Source organism: Bifidobacterium sp. ESL0704 (genome assembly GCF_029392075.1).
Classification (GTDB): domain Bacteria; phylum Actinomycetota; class Actinomycetes; order Actinomycetales; family Bifidobacteriaceae; genus Bifidobacterium.
In genome coordinates, this window is sequence record NZ_CP113929.1 from 885,451 (window position 1) to 912,221 (window position 26,771).

General features: G+C 60.2%; 16 protein-coding genes. 14 read left to right on the forward strand and 2 right to left on the reverse strand.

The window, feature by feature from the left end; genetic code table 11:
• The first annotated feature begins 66 nt into the window (after positions 1-66).
• From OZX64_RS03000 to OZX64_RS03045, 10 genes are all read left to right on the forward strand, one after another.
• Positions 67-3,336: a glycoside hydrolase family 38 C-terminal domain-containing protein gene (locus tag OZX64_RS03000; RefSeq protein ID WP_277174954.1), complete on the forward strand. Its 3,270-nt coding sequence runs from the start codon at positions 67-69 to the stop codon at positions 3,334-3,336.
• Between the two features lie 249 nt (positions 3,337-3,585).
• The gene (locus tag OZX64_RS03005) at positions 3,586-4,875 is read left to right on the forward strand and encodes a sugar ABC transporter substrate-binding protein (protein WP_277173740.1); all 1,290 of its coding nucleotides are present in this window, start codon (positions 3,586-3,588) and stop codon (positions 4,873-4,875) included.
• 1 nt (position 4,876) lies between these two features.
• Positions 4,877-5,869: a sugar ABC transporter permease gene (locus OZX64_RS03010; RefSeq protein WP_277173743.1), complete on the forward strand. Its 993-nt coding sequence runs from the start codon at positions 4,877-4,879 to the stop codon at positions 5,867-5,869.
• Positions 5,869-6,708 (forward strand): carbohydrate ABC transporter permease, encoded by an 840-nt coding sequence (locus tag OZX64_RS03015; RefSeq protein ID WP_277173745.1) that lies wholly within the window; start codon positions 5,869-5,871, stop codon positions 6,706-6,708. Before OZX64_RS03010 ends, OZX64_RS03015 begins: the two co-directional genes overlap by 1 nt.
• 7 nt (positions 6,709-6,715) lie before the next feature.
• Positions 6,716-8,011, forward strand: a complete 1,296-nt coding sequence (locus tag OZX64_RS03020) for a glycosyl hydrolase (RefSeq protein WP_277174955.1) — start codon at positions 6,716-6,718, stop codon at positions 8,009-8,011.
• Between the two features lie 131 nt (positions 8,012-8,142).
• Complete coding sequence (locus tag OZX64_RS03025) at positions 8,143-10,551, forward strand: glycoside hydrolase family 3 N-terminal domain-containing protein (protein WP_277173747.1); 2,409 nt, start codon at positions 8,143-8,145, stop codon at positions 10,549-10,551.
• A gap of 153 nt (positions 10,552-10,704) precedes the next feature.
• A complete protein-coding gene (locus OZX64_RS03030) occupies positions 10,705-14,082 on the forward strand; it encodes an Ig-like domain-containing protein (RefSeq protein WP_277173749.1) in 3,378 nt (1,125 codons plus the stop codon).
• Positions 14,083-14,254: 172 nt separating this feature from the next.
• Complete coding sequence (locus OZX64_RS03035; protein ID WP_277173751.1) at positions 14,255-15,931, forward strand: glycosyl hydrolase; 1,677 nt, start codon at positions 14,255-14,257, stop codon at positions 15,929-15,931.
• Positions 15,932-16,209: 278 nt separating this feature from the next.
• Positions 16,210-17,313 carry a LacI family DNA-binding transcriptional regulator gene (locus OZX64_RS03040; RefSeq protein ID WP_277173753.1) on the forward strand — a complete coding sequence of 368 codons (1,104 nt, stop codon included), beginning with the start codon at positions 16,210-16,212 and terminating at the stop codon, positions 17,311-17,313.
• A gap of 49 nt (positions 17,314-17,362) precedes the next feature.
• Positions 17,363-18,193: an acyltransferase domain-containing protein gene (locus OZX64_RS03045; RefSeq protein WP_277173755.1), complete on the forward strand. Its 831-nt coding sequence runs from the start codon at positions 17,363-17,365 to the stop codon at positions 18,191-18,193.
• 140 nt (positions 18,194-18,333) lie between these two features.
• Here OZX64_RS03045 and OZX64_RS03050 read toward each other — a convergent pair whose 3' ends face one another.
• Both OZX64_RS03050 and OZX64_RS03055 read right to left on the reverse strand, forming a co-directional pair.
• Positions 18,334-19,566 (reverse strand): AGE family epimerase/isomerase, encoded by a 1,233-nt coding sequence (locus OZX64_RS03050; protein ID WP_277173757.1) that lies wholly within the window; start codon positions 19,564-19,566, stop codon positions 18,334-18,336.
• Positions 19,567-19,761: 195 nt separating this feature from the next.
• A complete protein-coding gene (locus OZX64_RS03055; RefSeq protein ID WP_277173759.1) occupies positions 19,762-21,087 on the reverse strand; it encodes a glycoside hydrolase family 125 protein in 1,326 nt (441 codons plus the stop codon).
• Between the two features lie 200 nt (positions 21,088-21,287).
• Between OZX64_RS03055 and OZX64_RS03060 the strand changes: the two genes are divergently transcribed.
• The 4 genes from OZX64_RS03060 (at position 21,288) to nagB (ending at position 26,644) form a co-directional block, all read left to right on the forward strand.
• Positions 21,288-23,282, forward strand: a complete 1,995-nt coding sequence (locus OZX64_RS03060; protein WP_277173761.1) for a family 20 glycosylhydrolase — start codon at positions 21,288-21,290, stop codon at positions 23,280-23,282.
• A gap of 158 nt (positions 23,283-23,440) precedes the next feature.
• Entirely contained in the window at positions 23,441-24,694 is a 1,254-nt protein-coding gene (locus OZX64_RS03065) for an ROK family transcriptional regulator (RefSeq protein ID WP_277173763.1), read from the forward strand.
• A gap of 11 nt (positions 24,695-24,705) precedes the next feature.
• Positions 24,706-25,785 (forward strand): ROK family protein, encoded by a 1,080-nt coding sequence (locus tag OZX64_RS03070; RefSeq protein WP_277173765.1) that lies wholly within the window; start codon positions 24,706-24,708, stop codon positions 25,783-25,785.
• Between the two features lie 70 nt (positions 25,786-25,855).
• On the forward strand, positions 25,856-26,644 hold the full coding sequence (gene nagB / locus OZX64_RS03075; protein ID WP_277173767.1) for a glucosamine-6-phosphate deaminase: 789 nt from the start codon (positions 25,856-25,858) through the stop codon (positions 26,642-26,644).
• Positions 26,645-26,771 lie beyond the last annotated feature (127 nt).

The window sequence follows — 26,771 nt, forward strand, 5'->3', positions numbered from 1 at the left end:
TTTGTTCTTCAAACCGGGCATCTCGTGTCATCGGCGATGCCCCGAATCGAAATGAAAGGCTTTATGATGTTCCTTGTTCCCGACCACGAGCTTTCACGCTGCGACCGTGTGCTGCAGCAACGCCTTGATCCCCATATCCATTCCGTTCTCTGCCACTGCACACTGCGAAGTGCCGCCAACCCGGGCGAGCCCGAGCCGTATCGGCAATTCCTCGACCGCGCCCGTTACGGGCAGGTCGATTTCAAGCCGTTTGCGGTTCCCGGGCTCTGGGGCACGACGTGGGGGACGACGTGGTTCGAAGTGAAGGGGCATATCGACCTTGCCGAGGCAAAGGGACGGAAAGTCGAGCTGGTCGCCGATCTTGGATGGCTCGATAATCGCGGTCCCGGTTTCCAATCCGAAGGTCTTGTCTACACGGCCGACGGCACGGCGATCAAAGCCGTGAACCCGCGCAATAGCTGGGTTCCGTTGATCGATACCGATGGCAGCAAACATGTCGATATCGACGCGAACGGCGATTTCGTCGTCTATCTCGAAGCCGCGGCGAACCCGTTTGTGGAAGGTCCGACGCCGTATTCGCCCACCCCGCTCGGCGAAGGCCCGACCGGCAAACCTGACGAGCCCTACACGCTGCGTCGGATGGACGTCTGTGTGTTCAATCAAGACCTGTACGACTATCACGCCGATCTCGAGGTCGTCTCGTCCCTGATCCGTCAGCTGAAGGACGACGATCCGCGTTACTGGCAGCTTGCCAAGGCGCTGCAGCGTTCGCTCAATATTTACGACGAACGTGACCTGGCAGGCACCGTGGCTCCGGCGCGTGCCGAACTCGCCGATGTCCTTTCGCGTCGTGCCACGCCGTCCAGCGTCAAGCACACCGCTGTCGCCCACGCGCATATCGATTCCGCATGGCTCTGGCCGGTGCGCGAGACCAGGCGCAAGGTGGCCCGGACCGTGGCCAACGTGCTGGCGATGATGGACGAGGACCCCGATTTCAAGTACGCGATGAGTTCGGCCCAGCAATACGCCTGGCTTGAACAGGAACACCCGGATCTCTTCAAACGCATGCAGTCGCGCATCAAAGAAGGCCGGTTCATCCCGGTCGGCGGCATGTGGGTCGAATCCGACGGCATGGTGCCGGCGGGGGAGTCCCTGATTCGCCAGATCACTTTCGGACAGCGTTACTATAAGGAGCATCTGGGAGTGGCCGCCAAAGGCGTATGGCTGCCCGACAGCTTCGGCTACACCGGCTCCTGGCCGCAGATCGCGCGTCGTGCCGGCTTCGAGTGGTTCTTGACGCAGAAGATCTCGTGGAACGACACCACCAAGTTCCCGCATCATTCCTTTATCTGGCAGGGCATCGACGGCACGGGCATCCTTACCCACTTCCCTCCGGCCGACACCTACGATTCACCGGTGGAAGTCAAGGATGTCATCTATTCGCAGAAGAACTATCTCGACAAGGATCTTTCCGACCACGCCATCCTGCTCTACGGATTCGGCGACGGAGGCGGCGGTCCCACCCGCGAGATGAACAGCCGCATCCGACGCATGCGCGATCTCGAAGGCGTGCCGCAGATCGATTTTGGCACCCCCGATGAGCTCTATGGCAAGATTCGCCACGACATCGTCGACGATGCTCGAGGAGAGACGCCGATCTATCGCGGCGAGCTTTACCTCGAGCTGCATCGGGCCACGTTGACCGCGCAACAAGACATGAAACGCGGCTGCCGGCAGGAGGAATCGGTGCTGCGCGTGGTCGAATACCTGTGTGCCGCCGCGAGCATCAAGAATCCGCGCTATGTCTATCCGCGTGAGCAGTTGGACAAGATCTGGCAAACGCTGCTTTTGAATCAGTTCCACGACATCCTGCCCGGCTCGGCGCTCGCATGGGCCGAACGTCAGGCCCGCGAGGAATACCAGCGTGATATCCGGGCGCTGTATGTCATCGCCGATCAGGCCGCGGCCGCGATTCACGAGGCTTGCCCGCAGCTGCCTGTGGTCCGTGACGCCGTCGTGCTGCCCGTAGAAGTCGGGTCCGAGGCACAGGCGAATTGGGCTGTTGTCTCCAGGTGCCGCGCACATGGCGTCGGTAACGTCTGGAAGGACCGTGTTGCGGACCTGCCCGCCGGCGACGTCCAGCTTGCTGCCGTAGCGAACGACGAGGTCGAGGATGTCGGTTCGTCATCGGCCATGACGCTCGAACGTCACGACGATGGCTCGGCCACGCTTTCCAATGGATTGCTCACCGTAACTGTCGAATCCGATGGCACGGTCTCCTCGATGGTTGACGAGCGTACCGGACGTGAGCTCGTTGCCGCCGGCGCCAGGTTGGGCCGCTACGAGCTGCTGCGCGATGAACCATATCAGTGGGACGCCTGGGATATCCATCGTGACGCTTTCCTGATGGCCAATGGCCTGGACGATTCCAAGCTGGTGGACGTCGCCAAGCGGGACTCCGACGGTGCTCTCGTGGCCACACTCAAGGCGCACGGTGCAGGCGTGGATATCGACACGCATGTCATTCTGCATGCCGGTGCCCGTAGCCTTGATTTCGAGGTCGGCGTCGACTGGCACACGCAGGAACGTTTCCTCAAGGTCGACCTGCCGCTTTCGCTCGATGTGCGTCATGCCCAGTACGAGGCACAGTACGGCATGGTCGAACGCCCGGTGCAGAAGAACTCGCGCAGCGACGAGGCCAAGTTCGAAAGCTGCACCCACCGCTTCGTGCGCCTTGCCGAATCCGGTTACGCCGCCGCCGTGGTCAACGCGACCACCTATGGCTCCGATGTCAGCCCGATCGGCAACGTCACCGGCGACAACACGGCTGCTTCGATCGATGCGGTGAGCGTTCCGAGTCGCGGCACCATGGTGCGTCTTTCGCTGCTTTCCGCTCCGCTGTACCCCGATCCGCACACCGACCAGGGCCATCATGAATTCGCATGGAGCGTGGTGGCCGACGCAAGTGTCGAGCGTACGCTGGCCGAGGCCTCGCGCCTTAATGCTCCGAGCTTCGCTGCAATTCCGGCCTTTGATTCGTTGGCGTCGATTGATTGCGGCAAGGGCAGCATCGTGCTCGACTGGATGAAGATGGCCGATGACGGGAGCGGAGACCTGATCCTGCGTCTCTACGAGCCGGCAGGTGGCCAGGCGAGCGGTACGTTGCACGTGTGCGACGAGTTGGCCGAGGGCATGGTTTGCGAGGTCGGCGAGCTGGAGGACGGCGAATCATTGCCCGCCGATCTGCCCAGGGCCGTCGACGGGCAGGTGCCCGCGCAAGGCGCATGCTTGTCGTTCCAGTCTTTCGAGCAGGCGACGTTGCGCATCAGCAGGTGAGCGGTCGCAACGATGCGTTGCCGGTGAATGGGGATATGCCGAAATCATTCGGTATATCCCCATAGCATTCATACCAAAAGCGTTTTAGTCATAGGAAAGCCGATTTACTAGTTCGACACGGTCTAAAATCGTTTGAATTGACAAATATGCGAAATAAAAGATAGAATTAAACTAAAGCGTTTTAGTTAACATACTGAGACGCCGGTGTTCTTTCCAAAGTTGGAGAGAGCGAAAAGAAAGGAAAAGCAGATGTTTTCTCTGAAGAAGACCATCGCCATCACCGCTGCCGCAGCCACGTTGTTCTCTGTCGCGGCCTGCGGAGGACAGTCCGATAGCAAGGATGCGAACGGAAAGACCGAGGTTTCTTTCCAGACATGGAACCTCAAGAACGACAAGTACACGCCGTATTTCAAGTCGTTGATCGCCAGTTATGAGAAGGCCAACCCCGATGTCACCATCAAGTGGATCGATCAGCCTTCCGATAACTATGAACAGAAGCTCTCCGCCGATGCGGCAGCCAACTCGTTGCCCGATATCATCGATGCGGGCCCATCGCTGATGTACGGCCTCGCCAAGGCCGGTGCCCTGCTCAATCTGAGCAAGGAGGATTCGGCGGCCCAGAAGAATTTCTATCCCGGCGCATGGGATGCCGTCACCTTCAAGGGCAATGGCGTTGAGACCGGTGCCTATGGCTATCCTTGGTATGTCAATGACGGCCCTATGTATTACAACACTCAGCTGATGCAGCAGTGCGGACTCGATCCGAACAAGCTGCCCACAACCTGGGACGATTATTTCGGCCAGGCCGACACGATGGTCAAGAGCGGGTGCGGTGCCTATATGTCCACCATGCTCGGCGGTGCGGTCGATGACTATGCCTCCCATGGCGTCAAGATCATGAACAAGGACCACACCAAGTACACGTTCAACACCGACAAGGCCGTTGAGCATCTGCAGAAGTTCGTCGACCTGTACAAGAACAAGGGCATTCCTTCCGAAGCGCTCAGCGCGCAGTGGTCGCAGCAGGGCGAGTTCTTCCAGAAGGGTTCCATCATCGCGATGGGCGGCAGCGCCTATCAGGTGGCCGATTTCAAGCAGAATTCCCCGGACCTGGTCAAGCACCTCGCGGTCGGCCCGAAGATCACCGACGAAGGCCGTTCCGCCACGGTCTCCTATGAGATGCTCGCGGTAAGCTCCCAGACCAAGCACAAGCAGGCCGCCATGAAGTTCGCGCAGTTCGTGACCAACAAGAAGAACCAGCTCGAGTTCGCCAAGAAGTCCAGCACGTTCCCGTCCAGCAAGGGCGGCCTTGAAGATCCGTACTACACCAAGCTCGACACCAGCACTCTGGAAGGCAAGGCCCTCTCGATCACGCTGAAAGAGGTCAAGGACGGCTATTCCTGCCGTCCAGCCGAGTTCACCGACGCCAATGGCAAGGTCTATCTTCAGCAGCAGGCGGCTCTCGCCCTGCAAGGCAAGCAGACCGCCAAGCAGGCGCTGGACAAGTCTGTCAAGTACGCTGACGAGAAGTTGAAGTAACATGACGGACGTCGATATCATCTCTGTTGAGCCGGAGGCTTCAGCCTCCGGCTCGGCCGGGCCCCGGCAGCATGCCAAGGGCGGGCAAGCGGCAAAGAGGAAGCCTCGTTCCGGTCGTTCCTCATTGACCACCAAGCTTGCCCCGTATCTCTTCGTACTTCCGGCCTTTCTTGTTGTTTTCATCTTTGTCGTGCTTGCGGCCCTCAACACGTTCCGGTTGGCGTTTACCGACTCGACGTTGCTCAGGCCGGGCAAGTTCATCGGTTTGCAGAATTTCGTCGCGATATTCCATGACGAGTACTTCCTGACGGCATTGCTCAACTCCTCGCTTTATGTGGTGTGCGTCGTGCCGTTCATGGTCATCCTTCCCCTCATCCTCGCTAATCTCGTTCGCGGCAATTCAAGGATCATGGGATTCTTCCGCACCTCCTTCTACACGCCTGTGGTGATGAGCGCGGTGGTCGTCGGCATGATCTGGACCAATCTTCTGGACTCCAAGGGTCTGATCAACTCGCTGTTGCAGACCTTCCACCTGATCAAGACGCCGATTCCGTTTTTGACCGACCGCTGGCTGATCCTCTTCTCTTCGATGTTCGTCACGATCTGGCTGGGCCTTGGCTATTACATGGTCATCTACATGACGGCCCTTGCCAACATCGATGATTCCCTCTATGAAGCGGCCTCGCTCGACGGAGCCGGACCGGTGCGCCAGTTCATCTCGGTGACCATGCCGGGCGTGCGCTCGACGATCGTGCTGATCATGATGCTTTCCACCATTGCGGCGTTCCGTGTGTTCAACGAAATCTACGTGTTGACCAACGGCACGGCGGGGCCGGGCGGCGAGGACATCACGATGTCGATGCTCATTCAGCAGCAGGGCACCGGGATCCAGGCCCGTACCGGCTATGCCAGCGCGTTGTCGCTGATCGTGCTGGTCGTGGTCGGCGCCATGCTGATCATTCAGCAGATTATCCAGAGCAGGGGGCAGGACTGATGCAGAAGAATCATAAAAGGATTACCGCAGGCAAGGTCGGGCAGTATGTGGTGCTCGTCCTGGTCTTCATCCTGCTGGTCGGCCCGTTCGTCTGGGAGCTCTCGCTTTCGCTGAAGGGCCCCAAGGACAACGTCTACGCCGTGCCTCCCTATGTCATACCCAAGGATTTCACGCTGCAGAATTACGTCCACGTATTCCAGCAGGTGCCGGTGTTCCATTACATGTGGAACACCATCATCGTCGCCATCATCTCCATCGCGGGCAATGTCATCTTCTCCACGATGGCGGGCTACGCGCTGGGCCGATTGAAATGGCATGGCAGGAATGCCGTGTTCACCCTGTTCATGGCTACTATGGTCATCCCGGTCGAAGGCGTGATCATCTCGCAGTTCCTGATCATGCGCAGCATCCATCTGCAGAATACCCTGCTGGCCGTCGCGCTGCCGGGAATGTGCGGTGCCATCAACATCCTGCTGATGACCAACGCGTTCAAGGCCATCCCCAAGGAGCTTGAGGAGGCCGCGCAGGTGGACGGCGCCAATCTGTGGCAGCAGTTCTTCAACATCTGCGTCCCACAGGTCAAGGGCACGATGACGGTGGTCGGCATCTTCGCCTTTGTCGGTGCGTGGAACGACTTCCTTTGGCCGTTGATCGTGATCTCGGACGAGAAGAACTACACGCTGACATTGGGCATGAACAGGCTCAAGGGCATGTTCGTCTCCGACCCGAGGCTCATCGCCGCCGGTGCTCTGGTGTCGTTGATTCCGATTCTTATATTCTTCGCCTGCTTCCAGCGCTACTTCTTCCAAGGTCTGGAACAGGGCGGCATCAAGGAGTGAAGCAGTGATGAGATTTGGCGTCAACTACACGCCCTCCCACGGATGGTTCCATGCATGGCTCCATCCGGATTGGGACAGCGTCAAGTGTGATCTGGACGCGATAGCGGCAATCGGGATGGACCATGTCCGGCTGTTCCCGCTCTGGCCGGTGTTGCAGCCCAACCGCACATGGATCAATCAGGACGGCATCGAGGATGTCAGGCATATGGCGTCTTTGGCCTCCGAACGGGGACTTGATGTCTATTCGGATGTTCTGCAGGGTCATTTGTCGAGTTTCGATTTCGTGCCTTCCTGGCTGGTCTCATGGCACGAGACCAGCATGTTCAGCGACGTGGATGCGATTGAGGCGCAGAGCAGGCTTGTCGAGACCCTCTACGACGCGCTTGCGACCGTACCTCGTTTCAAAGGATTGAACGTAGGCAACGAATGCAACCAATTCGCCGACAGGGTCCATCCTCGTCGCATGGCTTCGACCAGCGAGGAAGCGCAGCGATGGCTGAACGCCTTGCTCACTCCTATCGAGGAGAAGGCGCGCGCCAATCACCATGTGCTGCTGCACAGCGAGAACGATGCTGTCTGGTACCAGGACGGTCATCCGTTCCTGCCTCGCTACGCATCCAACATCGGTGATGTGACGGCCATCCACTCCTGGGTTTTCAACGGTACCGCGCAGAAATACGGTGCCCTAAGCGATACGGGAACCCGGCATGCGGAATATCTGGTGGAGCTTTCCAAGGCCTTTGCCGACCAGCCGCACCATCCTGTCTGGCTGCAGGAGATCGGGGCCCCGCAGAATGTCATCGAAGTCAACGACACGCCGGAATTCTGTGTCAGGACCGTCGAACATGCGATGGATTGCACCGACCTGTATGGGGTCACCTGGTGGTGTTCGCACGATGTGTCGTCGGCGATGTCCGATTTCCCGCCCTTCGAACATGATCTGGGTCTTTTCGATGAGCAGGGCAAGCTCAAACCCATCGGCAGGCAATACTCGCGTCTGGCCCAGCAATACCGTGAGCGTCACGAACCGCCGACGCGATCGACGGCCATCGTGATCGAGTGCGGCGAGGACGGCAATCCTGTCATGCGCTCCGCCTGCGCTCCCGGAGGCTCCGTCTTCGACAAGTGGATGGCGCTGAGCGCGAAGGGTGAGCGTCCGGCGTTGGTGACCTCGCAGGCCGCGTCCGACGCCCATCGCCTCGCTCAACTGGGCATCGATAGGTGCCTGAAGGTGCCGATGGCCGCAGGCGACGCCTACAGCGCGGTGTCGGATCCCTCGTTGGAAGAGGCCATGGCTTCCTGAAAAGGAGTGCCAGGCAGTTGACGGGAACGGTTCGGTTATGCCGTTTCCCGCCAATTGCCTGGTATCGGCGACTTTCGGCTGTCGCGTGAAATAGGATATCGCCGATCTGGATGATCGCAAGGTGGGGAACAATGGACGTAACGTGCGACACGTCGTATGTCGACGAGCTGATATCGTCGATGACTCTGACACAGAAGGTGGGCCAACTCAATCAGCGGCTTTTCGGTTGGAAATGCCTGAAGCGAGTCAATGGAAAACTTATGCCCACGGATTATCTCAAGGCTGAGATAGACCGTTGGGGAGGGCTTGGGGTGCTCTACGGCCTGTTCCGTGCCGACCCTTGGTCGGAAATGAACTGGGACAACGGCATCCGTCCGCAGGAGCGCCTCGAGGCGGCTTCGATTATTCAACAAACGGTGCTCGAACGCGGGGCGCATGGCATAGGTGTGCTATTGAGCGAGGAGGCCCCGCACGGCCATCAGGCGCTTGGGGGCACGATTTTGCCGACCAACCTTGCGCTGGGAGCGACGTTTGATCCTGCGTTGGTGCAGGAGGCGCAGCGCGCTGTGGGGCGGCAGCTCTATGAAAGCGGCGTCCACATAGCGCTGGTATCCGGTCTCGATATCGCCCGTGACCCCAGGTGGGGACGATGCGAGGAATGCTTCGGCGAGGATCCCTGTCTCGCCGCGCGTATGTGCAAGGCGAGCATCGAGGGAATGCAGGGTGTCAACCGCTCGTTGATCGGCCACGGTGGCGTGGCTGTGGTCATGAAGCATCTGGCGGCCCAAGGCGAGGCGATCGCCGGACGCAACGGGCAATCGGCCGTTCTCGGCCCAAACGATTTGCATGAGATCCATCTGCGCCCGGTGGCCGCGTCGGTGAACGCCGGGGCTTGTGGGTTTATGGCGGCGTATAACGACATCGACGGTGTGCCGTGCTGTGCCAACCCATGGTTGCTCAAAACTTATCTGCGTGACGAATTGCATTTCAACGGCATCGTCATGGCCGATGGTCTTGCCGTGGACCGGCTGGCCTCCATGACCGGTTCGCTCGGCGCGGCCGGTCTGGCCGCCCTGCTCAGCGGTGTGAACGTCTCGTTGTGGGACGAAGGCTTTGCCTCGCTTGATGTCAGTGTATCCGACATGCTTTGCGCGGATGGCGAGCGTCGCTTCAATCTGCTGGGCCGGTCTTTCGATGTCGATGCCGTTGAAGACGCCATCGATCAGTCACTGCGCAGGGTATTGCTGCTCAAGCAGCGCTTCTCGTTGTTGCCACCGGAAAAAGGGAAATCGACTTCGTCGACTGGCGAGCGGGAAACCGTTGGGCTGGTGGGCGCAGATGAGCAATCCGGCCGCGTGCCCGGTGTTCCTGACGGCCGTGGCGAACAACTGCGCCGGGCGCTTGACGAAGGGGAGCGTGAGGCTCTTGCCTGCGCGCAGGCCTGTCTCGTGGCCCTCAAGGATGACGGCGCCGCCGATTGGAATGGTCTTGGTGACGGCCCCATCGTGGTCACCGGAGCACTGGCCGACGACGCCATGTGCTTCTACGGGGACTATACCGCGCCTCTGCCTGCGGGCAGGCAGACCACGGTTTACCGGCAGATGCGTCAGATGGCTTCGGGGCGTGACGTGCGCCTGTTGCCGATGGGGGAGAAGAACGATGCGTTGCTGCATGACGCGGCGCTGATCGTCAACGTCGCCGGCGGCACCAGCGAGCGGTCCTATCAAGAGGCGTTCGCCGACAATGGGGCCGCAGGTGACGCGGCCATGAGCCGGGCGACCGGTGGCGAGGGAGTGGACCTGGCCTCGATCGATTTGCCATGGCACCAGGACGAGTGGTTGCGATACGTGCGTGCCGCGTCCTCCTCTCCCGTGGTTTCCGTGGTGGTCTCCGGAAGAGCCCAGGTGCTGACACGGCTGTGCGCGGACTCCGACAAGGTCATCTGGGCGGGCTACGCGGGGCCTTATGGCCCTCAATCCGTGAGCTCGGTGATACTTGGCCATGAGGCATGCACCGGAGCAATGCCCGTGACCCTGCCTTTTTCGGATGGCGTGTCTCCTCTGCATTACAACGACAGGCAGTCGGCATCCGATGTGTATAAGGACGCGAAAGATCCTGTATTGTATCCGTTCGGGTTCTCGCTTGCCCCCGCACGGCGAGTGTCGAGGATCTCGGTCGAAAGCGCACACGCGCTTCGGGTGGTTTCCCATGGCCGCGATACGTTGATAGAGGTATGCCGGCAAGCCGATCTTAAGGGAAAGGTCAGGATCACGATGACGCTGGACGTTCCCGAATCGTTGCGGGGGCGCAGGAACCAGGCCGTCAAGCTCTATATCCGCACCAGCGGGGGAAGCATGATTCCCCGGGTGTGCCAGCTCGCCGCGGTTTTCGATACGTGCCGACCGTCATCCTCACAGCACTTGATCTCGTCTCAAACGTTGTCGTATGAGACGATTTTCGACGGGAAGGAGGGGAACACGGTGGAGTTGCTTGATGACGAGCGAACTCCGTATGGTGTCATCACACCAGTACAACCATAGTCGTTCTCTATGTTGGCGGTACCGGCTGCTTCGATGGCCGGCACCGCGATGTCTTGACGTCCGGCATGCCGCAGAAGACACAAGACGCAACGACATTGACGAAACCCAAGATGAGGACGATTTCCAACCCACAAAGACGAGGGGTCAACAAAGATGAAAGAAGAAAATGGCATCCATTCGCGGCACCGTCGCGGTGTTCGCGCAATGGCCACAACGCTGTTTGGCATGACGCTTTCCGCGGCGATGATGTTCGGCGGCGCCACTGCGGCGTCGGCCACGGACACGCTGCCGTGGGGCATGACGGACGCGAAGTACGCGGTCGGTGAGAACCAGCCTTACAACCACGGCTATACCGGCGAGGACATCCTCAATTGGAGCCCGGGCAGCGACGAATACGCTTCACGACTACGCGCGCGCGTACCGCTGCAACAACGTATCGCACCCGATGCGGCGACGCAGAAAGACGCCAATCTGCCCAGCGATACCCAGATGTTCGACCTGGCCGGCGACTATGGCAACGCGTTCTTCGAATCGTTCCACGACAACAACGTGTTCTCGCAGTATCTGTTCGACTACTGGCAGTACGCGGATTATTACGGAAGCTGGCATGGCCAGCCGAGCCAGGGGGTCGACAAGACGCTGTACGACCCCAATAAGGACTGGACGCAGAAGTGGTTTGAATTCGGCATGATGAACCTGCCGAATCCCGCCTATACGAACGCGGCCCACAAGAACGGCGCGAAATCGATCGGGGCCATTTTCCTGTCGGACAACGACAGGGGCGAGCAGACCTATCGCGACCTGCTCAAGGACAAAGCCAAGGACGGCAGCTACCCGGTGGCCGCCAAGCTGGTGGAGATCGCCAAGTACTTCGGCTTCGACGGCTACTTCATCAACCAGGAGTCCGCTGTCGACGCACAGGATATCGGCGCATACAAGGATTTCATCAAGCAGATCACCGATCAGGGCATCTACGTGCAGTGGTACGACGCCGCCGTCGACGGCACCGGCAACGTGGACTACCAGAACCAGTTCAACGCCGCGAACTCACCATGGGTGAAGGATCCGGCGAAGGGAAAGATCTCCGATTCGATCTTCCTCAACTACTGGTATGACAACAACATGCTGAAGAACTCGGCGGCGCATGCCAGAAGCCTGGGGCTCGATCCCAAGCAGACCGTGTTCGCCGGTCTCGAGGCCGGTGGCCACAAATTCGATTCCATCGATTACAACGCAAAGCACATGCAGAGCAATCTGGACGCCAACGGCAAGCCCCTTCTTTCGTTGGCGGCGCTTGGCTCCGATTTCGTCAGCAGCGAGCTTGGCGACAGCAAGAAAGTGAAGCCGGAATACCAGAACGAGGTGTTCGACAGGGAGCGCAGGCTTTGGACCGGTTCCTCAGACGGCACCGGCGATGACCAGGCCGATGGCTGGAAGGGCTTCTCTTCCCAGATAGCCGAGCGTTCCGTGATCGGCGGGCCGGTCTTCTCCACGACCTTCAACACCGGACACGGTCTGGAATGGCGGGATGCCGGCAAGACCAGCAGCTCGCAGGAATGGGGCAACATCAACTTGCAGGACGTGCCGGTGACCTGGCAGTGGTGGATCGATGCGGCGAACAACCCGTTGCAGGCCGATTTCGACTACGGGCAAGGCTACACGCCGGCTTCCCGTTTCCACTATCAAAAATTGGGGGCCTATGAGGGCGGCGACTCGTTGGTATTGAGCGGCAAGCTCTCGAGCGACAACACGGTGAGGCTGTTCAAGACCGATCTCGACGTCTCGGCCGGCACGAAGGTGAAGCTGACGTACAACAAGCCGTCCGGCGATGATTCGACGCTCAATCTCGGTGTGGTGTTCGCCGACGCGCCGCAGAGCGTGGTTCCGGTCCGCGTGGCCGACGGCGCTGCCACGAACGGATGGAAGACGGCGAGTGTCGACCTCTCGCAATATGCGGGCAGGAAGGTGGCGACGCTGGGACTGGTCATCGACAAGGGTGCCAATCCGATCGACTCCTATCAGGTCAACATCGGCAAGCTCACGTTCGCCGACCAGACGTCGCGCACGCCTGCGGCCCCGCAGGGCCTCTCCCTGCAGCGCCTGTTCTCGAACAGTTCCGAGGCGGATATCGCTTGGAAGATCGGCGACTACAACACGGTCAAGAACTACTTGGTCTATCTCAACGGCAAGTTCCTGGGCGGCCGGTATGACGACAACCTCTACATCAAGAAGCTTCCCGCGGCTTCCGGCGAGCTGGAGCTCGTCGCGGTCGGTGCGGACGGCAGCCGCTCGCCCGCGGCCACGTTGAAGTTCGACGAGTCCCGAGCGGTCGGAGCGATCAAGGTCAAGGCCGGCAAGGACGGCAAGCTCAGCGCTTCCTGGACCAATCCGCAGCAAGATGGCGACAAGACGGTCACCCTTGCCTCGGCCAGCGGCAGCTGGAGGTACGGCAATCATCCGTATCAGGTGACACGACAAGCCGCGAAAGGCGCAACCGGCGTCGATTTCGGCGATGTGCCGGTGGACGGTTCCCGCTATGTGCTGACGGTCAAATCGGCCGATGGCTCCTTCTCCAGCGCCGAAGGCGCGTTCGCGGACGCGACCATCGAGCCCTATCCGATCTGTTCGGCGACATGGAACGCCGCGGGCACCGCAGTGACACTGAGCCGTCCGCAGACCCAGGACTGGCGCTATATCCATGTCACCGAGCGCTGGAAGGAAAACGGTGTGGAGAAGAGCGAGCCGATCGTCGCGCAGTACACCTATTCGCAGCAGACGCCTCCGACCACCGGTATCATTCGCGGACGCACGAAGCCGCAGTCCTATACCATCGCCCCCACGCACGGCGGTGACCTGTACGTCTCCTACGAGGACTATCGGGGCAATGCCACCAAGCCGGTAAAGGTTGCCGCCAAGGACGAGATGGCTTCCTGTTCGGTGCCCGACATGACCAAGCCGGACGCGTCGACCTCCTCGATGGCCGCTTCGTCGACGTCTTCGGCCGCTGACGGCAAAAGCCCGCAAACCGTGAAGGCGGTGGTCAAGGATTCCTTCGGCAATCCCCAGATCGGCGCGAACGTGCGCTTCGAACTGCCGGAGCAGCTGCAGGCGGCCGCCAAGTCCTCCGCGGTGAATGCGGTGACCGACAATTCGGGCACGGCAAGCATCTCCGTCGTTTCCTCGAGTGCCGGAACCTATGTGGTCAAGGCCCTGCTTGACGGAGCCGCGATCGGCGACGGCGTGAGCCTCGTCTTCAAGGCCGCCCCGTCGAATGGCTCCCAGCCGACTCCCGCTCCGGGCGATGGCCAGAAACCGTCACCGGCACCTGGCAATGGTCAGGTGCCCTCGAAGCCCGGTGCCGTCCAGAAGCCGGCGAGCCCGGGCAAGGGAGGTTCCGCCGCGCAAAAACCGACGGCGACCCGCAACGGGCTCCTCTCGTCGACGGGTGCCGACGTGACGGCGGTGTGTCTGGTGGCGGTGGCCATGGTGTTTTGCGGCTGTGTGATCTGCGCTGTCAGAAGGCGTTCCTGAAGGTTCCAGTTTCGCCTTGCCACAAGGGCTTGGCTGTGTTGTTATGCCGTAGGCCAGCCCTGGCGAGGAATAGACGAATGGAGGTGCGAACGAAGCAGTTGATGGTCAGGTAACGAGGTGCCGATCCTATCCATTCGGATGGGGTCGGCTTCTCATCAAAGAAGGAATAATGATGAAATCATATACGGAAGTGGTAAAGAACAATCTTCGTGGTTGGCGCAAGTTGGGGGTTTCGGCGGTGGCAGCGTTGTCGGCGGCCGCCATGCTGTTTGCCTTGCCGGCGACGAGCGCTACGGCGCAACAGGGCGAACGCACGGATTCACCTGCACAAAGCGCGGCAGGAGCACAGAAGCGTCATTTCATGGTCTACTACCGTGCGTGGCGAGACAAGACGATGAAAGGCGTCAACACCTCGCTTCCTGACGAGAACTGGATCACCATGGACGACATTCCCTACGGGGTCGATGTGGTGAACGTGTTCAGTTACGTGCCGGCCGGTCAGGAAGCGCAGGCGCAGCCGTTCTTCGACAAGCTCAAAAGCGATTATGCGCCGAACCTGCATGCCCGCGGCGTCAAACTGGTGCGTGGATTCGGCTACGACAACCTGCTTCAGGTGCCCCATGCCGGTGCCGAGCCGACCGAAGCCGAATACCTGGCCTATGCCAAGCAGCTGAAAAGCGAGCTGATGGACGCATGGGGCCTCGATGGTCTCGACATCGACATGGAACAACATCCCAGTGCCGAGCAGGTCCGGCTTTCCGACGGTGTGATCAAAGCCCTGTCCACGCTCATCGGCCCCAAGGCGCACAACGGCACCATGCTGCTGTATGACACCAATGGCAGTTATCTCGCCCCACTGCGCAATGTCAGCGATTGCTTCGACTATGTGGCCTATCAGCAGTATGGCGACGACGCGACGCGCACGGCTTCCGCGGTGCGCGACTATCAGGGGCTGATCGGCAAGAATCGGTTCGTGCCAGGTCTTACCTTCCCGGAGGAACAGGACCAAAACAACCGCTGGTTGGATGCCGTCGAGCCTTTCGGCAGCAGCCATATCAATTCGGTGGCCAGCTACGTCAGGGACCAGAACCTCGGCGGCATGTTCCTGTACGCCCCGGACCGAGACGGGCGGACCTATGAGGACGCCGACCTGAACCACATACTTCCCTCCACCATGCTGTGGACCAAGACGGCCATAGCGCAGAGCCAGGGGATGAGTCTGGAAGAGGCCAAGGGCGCGGCAAGGCATTACTTGACCCGCATGGGCTTCACGACTCCCGCATCCCAAGACGTCTTTTCGGCCGTCTCCTCGGCAACCAACATATACGAGGTCAACAAGGCCCTGCTCGGCCCCGATTATGCCGCCGCGTACAGCAAGACCTATGATCCGACGCTGGAACGGCAGCTGGAATCCATTGATCTGGGCGAGCTGACCACCTTGATCGACAAGGCCGATTCCATTGTGGACTCCGCCGCGACGAAAACCGCCGATGAAGATCTGGCGGCATTGCGCTCGGCGCGGGATGCCGCGGTGCAGGGTATCGCTGCGAAGAGCTATACCCAAGGCCAGGTCGATGGATGGGTCAGGGGTCTGAACGCGGCCCTGCAGCCGTATGGTAGCAATCCCTCGGACCCCTCTAAGCCAGGTGCTTCCACCACGCCCAAGCCGGTTGTCTCCAAGCCTGCAGGGCACGCCCCGGCGGCGGATAAGGCCGATGGCAGGGATCCCGGCAACGGCTCGCTGGCGAAAACCGGTAGCTCCGTGGCGCAACTGACCGCTGTCGTCTGTGGCCTGCTGTTGGCTGCAGGCGCCGTGGTGCTGGCTGGCAGACGCCGGGTTGCCAAGTGATCTGACGAAGGGCTTCTCGTCTTGTTGCGGACCGTGAAAATCATGGTTCACGGCCCGCAACAAGACAGAAGTCACCGTGAAATTGTATATTAGACACAGCTTACAATAATGACCAAAATGCCATAAGCGCAACAACTAAACCGCTTTTGCCGAGAGAGCCGAGTAACCTGTAGAGTCGGGCAGCAATTGCATGGCGTTTTGTCCCTGATCAGGCTGCCGAAGATTGTCGTCAAAGTTGAGAGGCAGATTATACGTTGAGTTCGAAAAAACCTGGGTCGATGCACGAAAGCGCCGCTAATGTCTCCAAACGCGTAAGCCTTAAGGATGTTGCCGACGAATTGGGCCTTTCGCAGACGGCTGTTTCTTTCGCGGTCAACGATAAGCCCGGTGTCTCCGAGAAGACCAAACGCAAGGTCAAGGCGACCGCCGAACGCATGGGGTGGAGCCCGGTCTACGCGGCCCAGGCGTTGAGCTCGTCGCGCACGATGACGGTTGGATTCGTGCCTTCCCGTTCCGGCGGCAATCTGCAGACCGAATCCTTCATGCTGCATTTCATGGCCGGCTTGCACGACTCGTTGAGCCGCAAAGGCTACGGCATTCTTTATCGTCCCGCACAATCGTTGCAGGAGGAGTTGGGGATCTACCGCGATTGGAGCCGCCGCAAGCGTGTGGATGGAGTGGTGCTGGTGGATCTTCGTACCAAGGATTCGCGCCCGCAACTGCTGAACGAGCTGGGTATTCCCTGCGTCTTGGCGGGAGGTCCGGACCCTGCCGATCAGGTGCCCTCGCTTTCGATTGACGACTCGGGGACGATGGACGCCATCGTGCGGCATCTGCTCGATGTGGGCCGTACCCGCATCGTCTATTTCTCCGGCGACCGGGATCTTGACTACAGCAAGATGCGTGTGGCCGCCTTCAATGAGCTGGCCACCAAATACGCCTTGGAATTCTCGGCGGTCAGCTACACGAATTTCGACGCCGAAACCGCCGCCGCGCAGACCTGCTCGATGATGAACGGCTCGTTCGCCCCGGATGCCTTCATCTACGAGAACGAGACCATGGCGGCCGCGAGCCTGCGTGCGCTGGAACGGCTGAGTTTTTCCGACGAGGTACCTGCCGGTCTGCAAAGCGATGACGGACGTGCGTTTCCCCGCAACCTGCCGGCCATCGTCAGCTTCGAGGACAGCTTCATCTGCACGGCGACCTATCCCTCCATCACCGCGGTCCATCGTGACCCAGGCGAGTACGGCAAACGAGTGGCCAAGTTGTTGATGAAACGATTGGCGGGGGAGTCGGTGAGCGGCAACCGCCGCATCCTGCAGCCGAAGCTGGTGGTGCGGGAAAGCACGCGGAGGATACCGGCGGAAAAGCCTAGATCATAAGGTTTTGCCTGATGGGAATCATATATCGCAGTGTTGAAAGGGAACACGCATGGATGTGCTGGAACTGACCCGTCGCATAGATATGCCAAAGGAAGCGATGACGTCCTTGAAGCAGGTATTGCCGACGCTTCCCGACATCGACAGGGAAGTGATTCGCAGACTGGCTTCGTCGCAGAGTGCCGATGAAATCTCGGCCTGGCACAGCTTGCGGCATCTGCTGAAACCGGATGCCGACGGTTGGCGTATGCTGGCCGCCATGCTGGGTTGCGCGGCCGATGCAACGTTCAGGCGTTACCTCGATGCAGGCATTCCGCAAGACGTCTTTATCGATACCATGGCCTGCTTCTCCAGATTCGTGCGGGAGCATAAGACGAGTTACGCCACGTACGGTTTCGACCGGGATTTCTGGACGTACCGGCAGTTGGGGATGAGGCTGTTCAGGCTCGGCACCTTGGAATTCGAGCTGGTCGAAGGCACCGATGTGCCTGCGGGGATTGAAGGCGACAAGGCTGTCAACGTTCATATTCCCTCGGATGCCGACCTTGGCGCGGATACGTGCGATGCGTCGTTGAAGCGTGAAGAGCGTTTCATGGCCCGTTTCTTCCCGACGTTTTGCGAGGTCCCCGTCATCTGCGAATCATGGCTGTTGAGCCCGGCGCTGAAGCGGCTGCTGCCGCAAGGGTCCCGTATACTGGATTTCCAGCGTCGTTTCCAGCTGGTTTCAACGAACGACGAGGCCGAAGACTGGCGTGAATGGGTGTTTCAGCGCAATCCGGAACCTGTTGACCGCTTGCCCGAGCGAACTTCGCTGCAGCGCTCCATGAAGCGATGGCTGATGGGAGGGCACCGGGTGGGCACTGGGACAGGTGTGCTCATTTGATCACGTATGCCGTTGAGGCATGTTGCCGACATCAACAAATGTTTTTTAATACTGTCGACAAAAGAGTTGTATCCTGACCAGACTTACCGATGGCAAAAGGCTGCCCGATGAGATTTCGGGCAGCCTTTTGCCAATATGTCTTATTGTGCGTTGCTGATGGCGGTGGCGATGGAGACCGCCGGGTCGAGGAACGGCACCAGCGTGGACTGAAAGGCGTGGTAGACGTCCGACTTGCCGGGCCAGACCGTGCCGATGACCTTGTTGTCTTGGTCGAGCTGGTGGAACCAGCTGCCCTTGTCGTGATCGATGAGGTGTTCGTCGACATATTGCGCGAAGGTGGCGTACCAGTCGCGGTACTCGCTCTTGCCGGTCACCTTGAAGAGGGTGGCGGAGGTGTTGAGCGACTCGGCCAGCGTCCAGTGCATGCGGTCGGTGACCACCGGATTGCCGTCCCAATCGACGGTGTAGGCCATGCCCACGGTACCGTTGCGGTTCCAGCCGTCGGCGACCGCCTGATTGAAGAGGTGCTCGGCGGCGTCGATGTACGGTTGCGCGCCTGAGCGGTTGGCGAACGAGCTCAGCGCCCATTGCGTGATCAGGCGGGCCCACTCGATGCCGTGGCCGGGGGTGGCGCCGTAGGGCTTGAACTGGTCGTCCTTCTTGTCGGCGTTGTATTCGAGGTCGATCGACCAATCCGGACCGAAATGCTCCGGAATGCGCCAGCCGTTGTTCTTCGCCCAGCCCACGACGTGGTCGATGATGCGGCCGGCGCGCACGCGGTACCTGTTGTCGCCGGTGGCGTCGGCGACGGCGAGGAAGGCCTCGGTGGTGTGCATGTTGGCGTTGATGCCGCGGTAGTCGTCAAGCGTGGAGAACGTCGAATCCCAGGTGTCGACGGCCAGCCCGTTCTTCTCGTCCCAGAAGTACTGGTCGTAGGTGGCGAGCACCTCGTCCAGCAGTTCTTTGGCGCCGGGGCGCCCGGCCAGCAGGGCCGAGGAGGCGGAAAGCATCACGAAGGCGTGCGGATAGCAGGTCTTGCCGGGCTCTGGAGTGCCGTCGGCCTGAATCGAGGGATACCAGCCGCCGTTCTTGTCGTCGTGCAGGATGCCGGTCAGTCCTTTGAGCCCGGCGTCCACGAGCTTGTCGGCGCCCGGCCATCCCAGCATGGCGGCGATGGCATAGACGTGGGTCATGCGTCCGGTGATCCAGGTCTGCACGCCGTGCGAGGGGTCGATGCGGCCCTCGTCGTCAAGCCAGCCCGACCCGCCTTGCGGCAGCGCGAAACCCTTGCCGAAGTCCAGCAGTTCGTAGGTCTCGTTAGCCATGAAGGTGCGGTTGGCCACCGTGCCCAATTCGTATTTCGGATTCGTCATCGTATTGCCGTTCCTTTCGTTGTTCCGGGCGATCCATGCATCCTCACTGTGATTGCCCAGTAAGTCTTGATGCCGCTTTGCGACCAGTACTTAACCGTTTTAGTTTAGCGCGATGATCGCACTTTGGCATTGGCGTGTCACCGCCAGTGCCGTTGCAGGCCATCGCGTCGGTGGCCTGTGCAGCATCGGGTTGGGTCAGCGCTGCACACGGATGCCGAAGTAGTCCATCACCAGCTCGCAGAACATCATGTTGGCCCAGCTGAACCACGGCCTGGTGTATCGGCTCGGGTCGTTGACGTCGAAGCCTTCGTGCATTAGGTGCGTGCCGTCGGTGGTGGCGACCAGCGTGTTGAGCAGGTGCGCTTTTTCGGCCTTGTCGCCGCTGGTGAGCCCCTGCATCGCCAGAGCGATGGGCCAGACACGCTCCGGGTCGGTGTGCGAGGAGCCGATGCCGGCGGCGTAACGGCCGGTGTAATAGTACGGGTTTTCCTGGCTGAGCAGGGTTCTTCTGGTCGCCTGGTAGGTCGGGTCGTCTTCGGTGCAGAATCCGAGATATGGTGCCGCGAGCAGATTGGGGATGTTGGCGTCGTCCATCAGCGTGGCGTGGCCGAGTCCGTCGGTTTCGTAGGCGTAGACGGTTTCGCCGTCACGGTTTTCGGTGGTGCCGTGGGTGCGTATGCCTTCCCTGATATCGCCTTCCAGCTTCTTCGCGCGCTTGGCGATATCGGGCCGGTTTAGCCCGGCAGGAAGATTCGGGTCGCTGCCGTCGAACAGGCGTGCCAGATATCCGAGAATGACACTCGCGAACATATTGGCCGGTACCAGATAGTGGTAGCTGCAGCTGTCGTCGCTGGGCCGGAAACCGGACCAGGTCATGCCGGTCGCGGCCACGGGCGTACCGCGGCCGTCACAGCTGAGGGTGTTGGTGGGCAGCGTTGTGTCGCGAATGAAGAAATACGGCGATTGCTCGTGGTGTTGCTCGAGCGAAAGGACATCAAGGACCGAGGTGACCGCCTTGATGAAATCGGCATTGAAATGCGCGGTGTAACCGGTGTTGCGGTAGAGCAGCCAGGCCAGCTGCATGGAGTAGCACAGCGAGTCCAGTTCGTATTTGCGCTCCCAGAGCCACGGGCTGGTGCGGTCCGTCTTGTCGTTTTTGTCCCACGACGCGCCGTTCGCTGTTTCGTTGAAGGCGTTGGCGTAAGGGTCGATGGTGATGTAGAAGGACTGACGTCTCGACAGCCCGCCGATGAGCTCGGCCAGGTCCGGGTCGTCTTTGGCGATCGACAGGTACGGTCGCATCTGGGCGGTGGAATCGCGCAGCCACATCGCCGGAATGTCACCGGTCACCAGGAAGGTGCTGCCGTCGCTTTCGCGTCGCACGGTCGTGGTCAGCGTGTTGGCGAACGCCTTGTTGAACGTCAGCGCCCAGTCGGCGTGTTCCTCGCCGCACAGATCGGTGATATGCGTCATAAAGTCTTGAACCGATTCCGGTACCTGTTGGGTTGCAGCCCCGCTCATTTGTTCACTCCAGTCTGAGTTGGTTTTCTTTATGTCATGTTACATTACATAATAGTCAAAGAATTCAATATGATTTCTTAAAAGCTGGATTGATGGATCCTGCGCCGACAGGCTTTCGACCAATCCGGTTTTCGGCTTCCTGCCGAATCGTGGTAATGGGTAATGACATTTTTTTTCAATAAAGACAGTGAGGACTGATCATGTCATATCAAACCGTCTCGGCATCTTGCCTGAGCGTTTCAGGCAAACCGATCGCTTTGGTCCCCTGGCCGCAAAGCGTGGCTGTGGAGCCCGGCAAGTATGTGTCGCTGTTGGAAGGGACGGTGGTCGAAAGTGAGGCTGTAGAGGATCTGCCCGGGGGATTGCTGGCCCGCGAACTCGCCGACGAACTGAACGCCGCGACCGGAGGGGTTTGGCAGACGGCCCGTGGCGGGTGGCCTGGCGAGGTGAGGCTTGACATCGACGATTCTCTGGGTGAACAGGCTTCCCGCATCGACATCACAGACGGCGGCATCGCTGTCACGGGCGGAGACCGGGCGGGGCTGCGTTCTGCAGTGGCGACGGTGCGCCAACTGTTGCGGCAATGCGGCGGCAGGCTTCCCGTCTTGCGTATCGTCGATGCTCCTGTCTTCAAGGTGCGCGGCTATTATCTGGATGTGACCCGTGGCCGTGTGCCGACATTGCAATGGCTCAAGCAGTGGGCCGACAACCTTGAGCTATACAAATACAATCAGCTTCAGCTTTATATCGAGCATTCCTTCGCTTTCCCGGGGCTGAGCGAGGCATGGCGTGGCCTTGACCCGTTGACCCCGAACGAGATCATGGAATTCGACCGGTACTGCGCCGAGCGGGGGATCGAGCTAGTGCCTTCGGTGTCCACTTTCGGCCATCTCTACGTCATCCTGCGTACCCACGAATTCCGCGAACTCGGCGAATTTCCCGAAGACGCCGACAGGCCGTTCAGCTTCATCGAACGTCAGGAGCATCATACCCTCAACGTGGCGCTGGACAAGGCGTTTGCATTCTCCGTATCGCTTATCGACCGCTACATGCCGCTGTTCTCCTCGAAGAAATTCAATATCGGAGCGGACGAGACCTTCGACCTCGGTCGCGGGCGCTCCCGCCTTTCGATGGGCGACTCCACCATCAGCAGCGTCTATGCCGATTATGTCAATCGGCTGAGCGCCCATATCGCGGCGCTCGGGCACGAGCCGATGATGTGGGCGGACATCGTGCTGCAATACCCCGATATGCTGCCGAAACTTGACAGGAAAACGACGCTGCTCAACTGGCAATACAGCCCCCAGGTCACCGAAAAGACCTTCGACGTGCTGGCCGAAGCCGGCGCTCGCCAGTACGTCTGTCCTGCCGTGCATGGCTGGAACCAGCTGCTGCCTTCGCTCGATGACGCATGGGAAAACACCCGCAAGGTCGGCCGTTACGGCCAGCAATCAGGCGCTGCAGGGTATCTGGTCACCGATTGGGGCGATTATGGCCATGTCAATGACCCGCGCTTGAGCATGCCCGGCATGATGTACGGCGCAGAAACAGCCTGGCGAGGCGAAAGCGACGATTTCGAGGAACTCAACTTGCGCGTGGAACGGCTTTCCTTCGGCGATACCGGGTCCACGGTGCTCAAAGCGTGGAGGGATTGCCGATCCTCGTCGAGTTTCACTTGGGCCGATGCCGTTTTCTTCCTTGAACTGGATTCCGGTGATGGCAGCCTCAACAAGGATGTCCAGCACACGTTTGCGGATGTGGCTGATTCCCGGCGGCAAGCGGTCGCCGACGCCGGTGATTTGGTTGAGGCACGGCGCCGCCTGCTGACAATCAAAGAGGCGGGCCTGCGGCAGGTGCCGCAGAAGGCTTCCGCTCTGGAGCAAATGCAGGAGGCTCTGCAGCTCGCGGGCGTCAGAGTGAACGACAACGCGATGGCCGGGGTGCTGCTGCGGATGGCTCAAGGACTGGATCTTTTCGACCGGTGCGGTTGGTGGCTGGCGCGGGATTGCGGCCTGATCGCAGCCGACGCCGACGATGAGGAGGCGTTGCCGAGCCCCGTCGCGCTCGTCGGCCAGATCGAGTGCTGGTTCGAGGGCTACCGTGCCATGTGGCGTCAGGTCAGCAAGGAATCCGAACTTGGCCGTATCGGCCAGGTGGTCTGGCGTCTGGCCGATATCCTTCGTGCCATGGCTTGAAAACGGGCGTTGGAACGAGGGCAAGGGCAGAAGAGGCAGACAGGTCGGCAATCTGATGACTTCGTGCTCTCTCAAGAAAGTAGAGTATCGGCTATATGATAATGTAAGTATAGTTTACATAAGATTGTTATGCGGTGACGATGCTTGAAGGAGGGTCTATGAGTCGCAGGCCATTGAAGTCCGATCCTTCCGACGTGCGCGCCAACAATATTCGCGCCGCTTTTTCTCTGGTAAGCCGCGAGGGAAAGATGACCCGTGCCGAGCTCGGACGTCGCATGGGGCTTTCCAGAATGGCAGTCAGCGACGTGGTCTCGCAAATGGTGGGCAACCGGCTGCTGCGTAAAGTGGGATTGGACCGGCGAACCGGGCGAGGCAAGCGTTCGGTGATGCTCGCTGTCGACACTGATGGATGGCTTGTGGCGTCCGTGGATTTGACCCAACGCTACGTACTTCGGGCAGTGCTCACGGATCTGCTTGGACATATCGTCGAACGCGTTGAGATTCCGTATGAGTGCTCCGGAAGTTTGCGCTTCGAAACCGTGGATGCCTTATGCGCCAAAGTGCTCGGTCAGGCTGACCGACCGGTTTTGGGGCTGGGGGTTGCGGTGCCTGGCGTGGTGAATCCCGAAGGCACGGTCATCCGCTCGGTGGCCCTTGGCTGGAGCGATGTCGCGTTGCGGGCGCATCTCGAGCAGGCACACCATCTGCCGGTTCTGGTCTGCAACGATGTCAACATGGGGCTGTTGGGGGAATGCACCTTCGGCGAGGGTTCCGCGGATTCCCTCTTTGTGCGTATCGGGCAGGGCGTGGGTGCAGCGGTGTGCGTGAGCGGCAAGATCGTTGACGGCAGCGGTTATTCGGCCGGTGAAATCGGGCATGTCGTGGTCGACCCGCAAGGTCCGGAATGCGTTTGCGGCAAACACGGGTGTCTGGAAACGATGGTCAGCGTCCCCAGGCTGCGCGAGCGGCTTGCCGCCCAGACGCAAACCCGTGAAACCGTCTTGAGGCAAGCCGGAACGATGCTGGGTGCGGCACTGGCCATGTCGATCGGATTGTTGGATCTGGCCGACATCTCCGTGGCCGGTCCGGCCGATATCGTCGGTACGGCTTTTCTCGACGGCATGCGCGACGAACTGAAAGCCAAAACCTTTGTCGATTATCATTGCCAGCCGGCGGTGCACCGTTGCGAACAGGGCGATGACCTGGTGTTGCGAGGCCAGGCCGTGGCCGTCGTGTGTCGGCTGGTCGACAGCGTTCGCGATCGTGACGGCAACGATGACAACCACAGGGGAAATGCGGCGGCCGATACTCTCGAGGGCACGTTGGGCGAATCGGAGCGTCCCCATGACAGTACGGACGCCGTGCAGCCGACCAAGCTGATGACGAAGATGGAAGTCGCTGGGTCAAGATGAAGGATGAGGTAATGTACAACGCGGATGACCTCGAAAACGTTGCCGACGGGAGCCGGAAGAAAATCCCGTCTTACGGCGAGAAGGTTCTGCCGTGCTCGGGCCGCTATATCGGCGTGGATATCGGGGGAACCAAAATCGCGGGTGCGCTGATCCGCTTCGACGCCGACGGAGGCTGCCGTGTCTTAGGTCTGCAACGAGTCAAGGCCCGGCGTGGCAACAAGCAGGTCCTTGAGGACGTGAACCGTGTCGTACGCTTGTTGTCCGATTGTGCGTCGCCAAGCGCATTGGCGGAAGCGAACCATGGCGAAGATTGCCGGATCAGGGGCATAGGGCTGGGCATTCCCGGTCGCGTCGATTCGCAAACCGGTGTGGTGGCGAATGTTGCGAATCTGGATATCAGCAATCTTTCGCTAGGCGACGAAATAGCCAAACTGACGGGTTTGCCGGCCCATGTCGTCAACGATGTCAATGCGGCGGCATTCGGAGCTTATGCCATGCTTGGGCAGCAAGATCGGCGGTTTGCGCAAACGCAATCCGAGGAAGACGTGATCGCGTTTCTCAATCTCGGAACCGGATTGGCCGCAGGTGTGCTGCGCAACGGCATGCTGGATCATGGCTTCAGCGGGGTCGTCGGCGAAATAGGCCATATTCCCGTTGAGCGACATGGCTGGGCTTGCGGATGCGGGCAGAAGGGCTGTCTTGAAACGGCCGCCGGAGGCAATGGCATCAAACGAATGTGGCCTCAGGCGGATCCGCCTATGCCGGACATCATCGCGAAATCGCACGATGTGTCGGATCCTGAACATCATGCGGCCATTGAGACGCTGGCCACGGTGATCGGGGCCATCGCGGACACGATCGACATCCTCGCCATGGCGGTGGATCCCAGAATCATCATGATCGGCGGGGGAACGGCAAAGACGGGGAAGCCGTTGCTTGACGAAATCCGTGCGGAACTTCTCAGGCGCGGACGAGACAGCGCATTTATCGCTTCGTTGAAACTGGAAAACAGGCTTGTTCTGGCCGATCCGTCGCAGCCGATCGGATGTATCGGCGCGGGGTATGCGATGGCCAGAACCATCAATGAATAGAAGATATAGAAGACTTGGGCGTGGTGTCCAACACAACATTCAAACACTCATCACAAGAAGGAGCAACAATATGGCAGAGATCATCATCACCAAAGACGAGGACGAGGCCGGCGAAATCTACGCCAAGTGCGTGGCCGATCTGATCGAAAGCAAGCCGAACGCCGTGCTCGGCCTTGCCACGGGTTCAAGCCCCCTGGCCGCCTATCGTCAGCTGGCCAAGCAGGTCAAGGTGCGCAACCTCGATGTCAGCCAGGTCCGCGGCTTCGCGCTCGACGAGTATGCAGGCCTCGATCCGGCCCACCCGCAGTCCTACCGCAGCACCATCACCCGCACGGTCGTCGAGCCTCTGGGCCTCGACCCGGCGAAGGTTCGCGTGCCCAATGGCAATCTGGAGACCATCAAGGACGCCGGGCGCGAATATGATGCGGCGATCGAGGCTGCCGGCGGTGTGGACGTGCAGATTCTCGGCATCGGCACCGACGGCCACATCGGCTTCAACGAGCCGGGCTCCTCGCTCGCCAGCGGTACCCGTATCAAGACGCTCGCGGAACAGACCCGCATCGACAACGCCCGCTTCTTCGACGGCGACATCAACCAGGTGCCCACCCATTGCATCACGCAAGGCATCGGCACGATCATGAAGGCGCGTCACCTGGTGCTGCTCGCGTTCGGCGAGGGCAAGGCCGAGGCCATCAAGGAGACCTGCGAGGGCGGTATCAGTGCTTTCTGCCCGGCCTCCGCGCTGCAGCTGCACCCGCACGCCACCATCATCGTCGACGAGGCCGCCGCCTCCAAGCTCGCCCACAAGGATTACTACCGTTACGCCTACGCCCACAAGCCGGCGTGGCAGGAGATCTGAGAACATCTCCCAGGCTGATTGTCGCCATGCCGGTTGTCAACCGGCGCAGGCCAATCAAGAAATTCGGCAGGTTGCGATGTCGGTATTCCATCGGCGCCGCAACCTGCCAAGGCGTTGAATCGCCGTG

Excerpts from the sequence above, each read along its gene's own strand:
- OZX64_RS03000 (WP_277174954.1), top strand. The coding sequence starts at position 67 with ATGTTCCTTGTTCCCGACCACGAGCTTTCACGCTGCGACCGTGTGCTG.
- OZX64_RS03005 (WP_277173740.1), top strand. The coding sequence starts at position 3,586 with ATGTTTTCTCTGAAGAAGACCATCGCCATCACCGCTGCCGCAGCCACG.
- OZX64_RS03010 (WP_277173743.1), top strand. The coding sequence starts at position 4,877 with ATGACGGACGTCGATATCATCTCTGTTGAGCCGGAGGCTTCAGCCTCC.
- OZX64_RS03015 (WP_277173745.1), top strand. The coding sequence starts at position 5,869 with ATGCAGAAGAATCATAAAAGGATTACCGCAGGCAAGGTCGGGCAGTAT.
- OZX64_RS03020 (WP_277174955.1), top strand. The coding sequence starts at position 6,716 with ATGAGATTTGGCGTCAACTACACGCCCTCCCACGGATGGTTCCATGCA.
- OZX64_RS03025 (WP_277173747.1), top strand. The coding sequence starts at position 8,143 with ATGGACGTAACGTGCGACACGTCGTATGTCGACGAGCTGATATCGTCG.
- OZX64_RS03030 (WP_277173749.1), top strand. The coding sequence starts at position 10,705 with ATGAAAGAAGAAAATGGCATCCATTCGCGGCACCGTCGCGGTGTTCGC.
- OZX64_RS03035 (WP_277173751.1), top strand. The coding sequence starts at position 14,255 with ATGAAATCATATACGGAAGTGGTAAAGAACAATCTTCGTGGTTGGCGC.
- OZX64_RS03040 (WP_277173753.1), top strand. The coding sequence starts at position 16,210 with ATGCACGAAAGCGCCGCTAATGTCTCCAAACGCGTAAGCCTTAAGGAT.
- OZX64_RS03045 (WP_277173755.1), top strand. The coding sequence starts at position 17,363 with ATGGATGTGCTGGAACTGACCCGTCGCATAGATATGCCAAAGGAAGCG.
- OZX64_RS03050 (WP_277173757.1), bottom strand. The coding sequence starts at position 19,566 with ATGACGAATCCGAAATACGAATTGGGCACGGTGGCCAACCGCACCTTC.
- OZX64_RS03055 (WP_277173759.1), bottom strand. The coding sequence starts at position 21,087 with ATGAGCGGGGCTGCAACCCAACAGGTACCGGAATCGGTTCAAGACTTT.
- OZX64_RS03060 (WP_277173761.1), top strand. The coding sequence starts at position 21,288 with ATGTCATATCAAACCGTCTCGGCATCTTGCCTGAGCGTTTCAGGCAAA.
- OZX64_RS03065 (WP_277173763.1), top strand. The coding sequence starts at position 23,441 with ATGAGTCGCAGGCCATTGAAGTCCGATCCTTCCGACGTGCGCGCCAAC.
- OZX64_RS03070 (WP_277173765.1), top strand. The coding sequence starts at position 24,706 with ATGTACAACGCGGATGACCTCGAAAACGTTGCCGACGGGAGCCGGAAG.
- nagB (WP_277173767.1), top strand. The coding sequence starts at position 25,856 with ATGGCAGAGATCATCATCACCAAAGACGAGGACGAGGCCGGCGAAATC.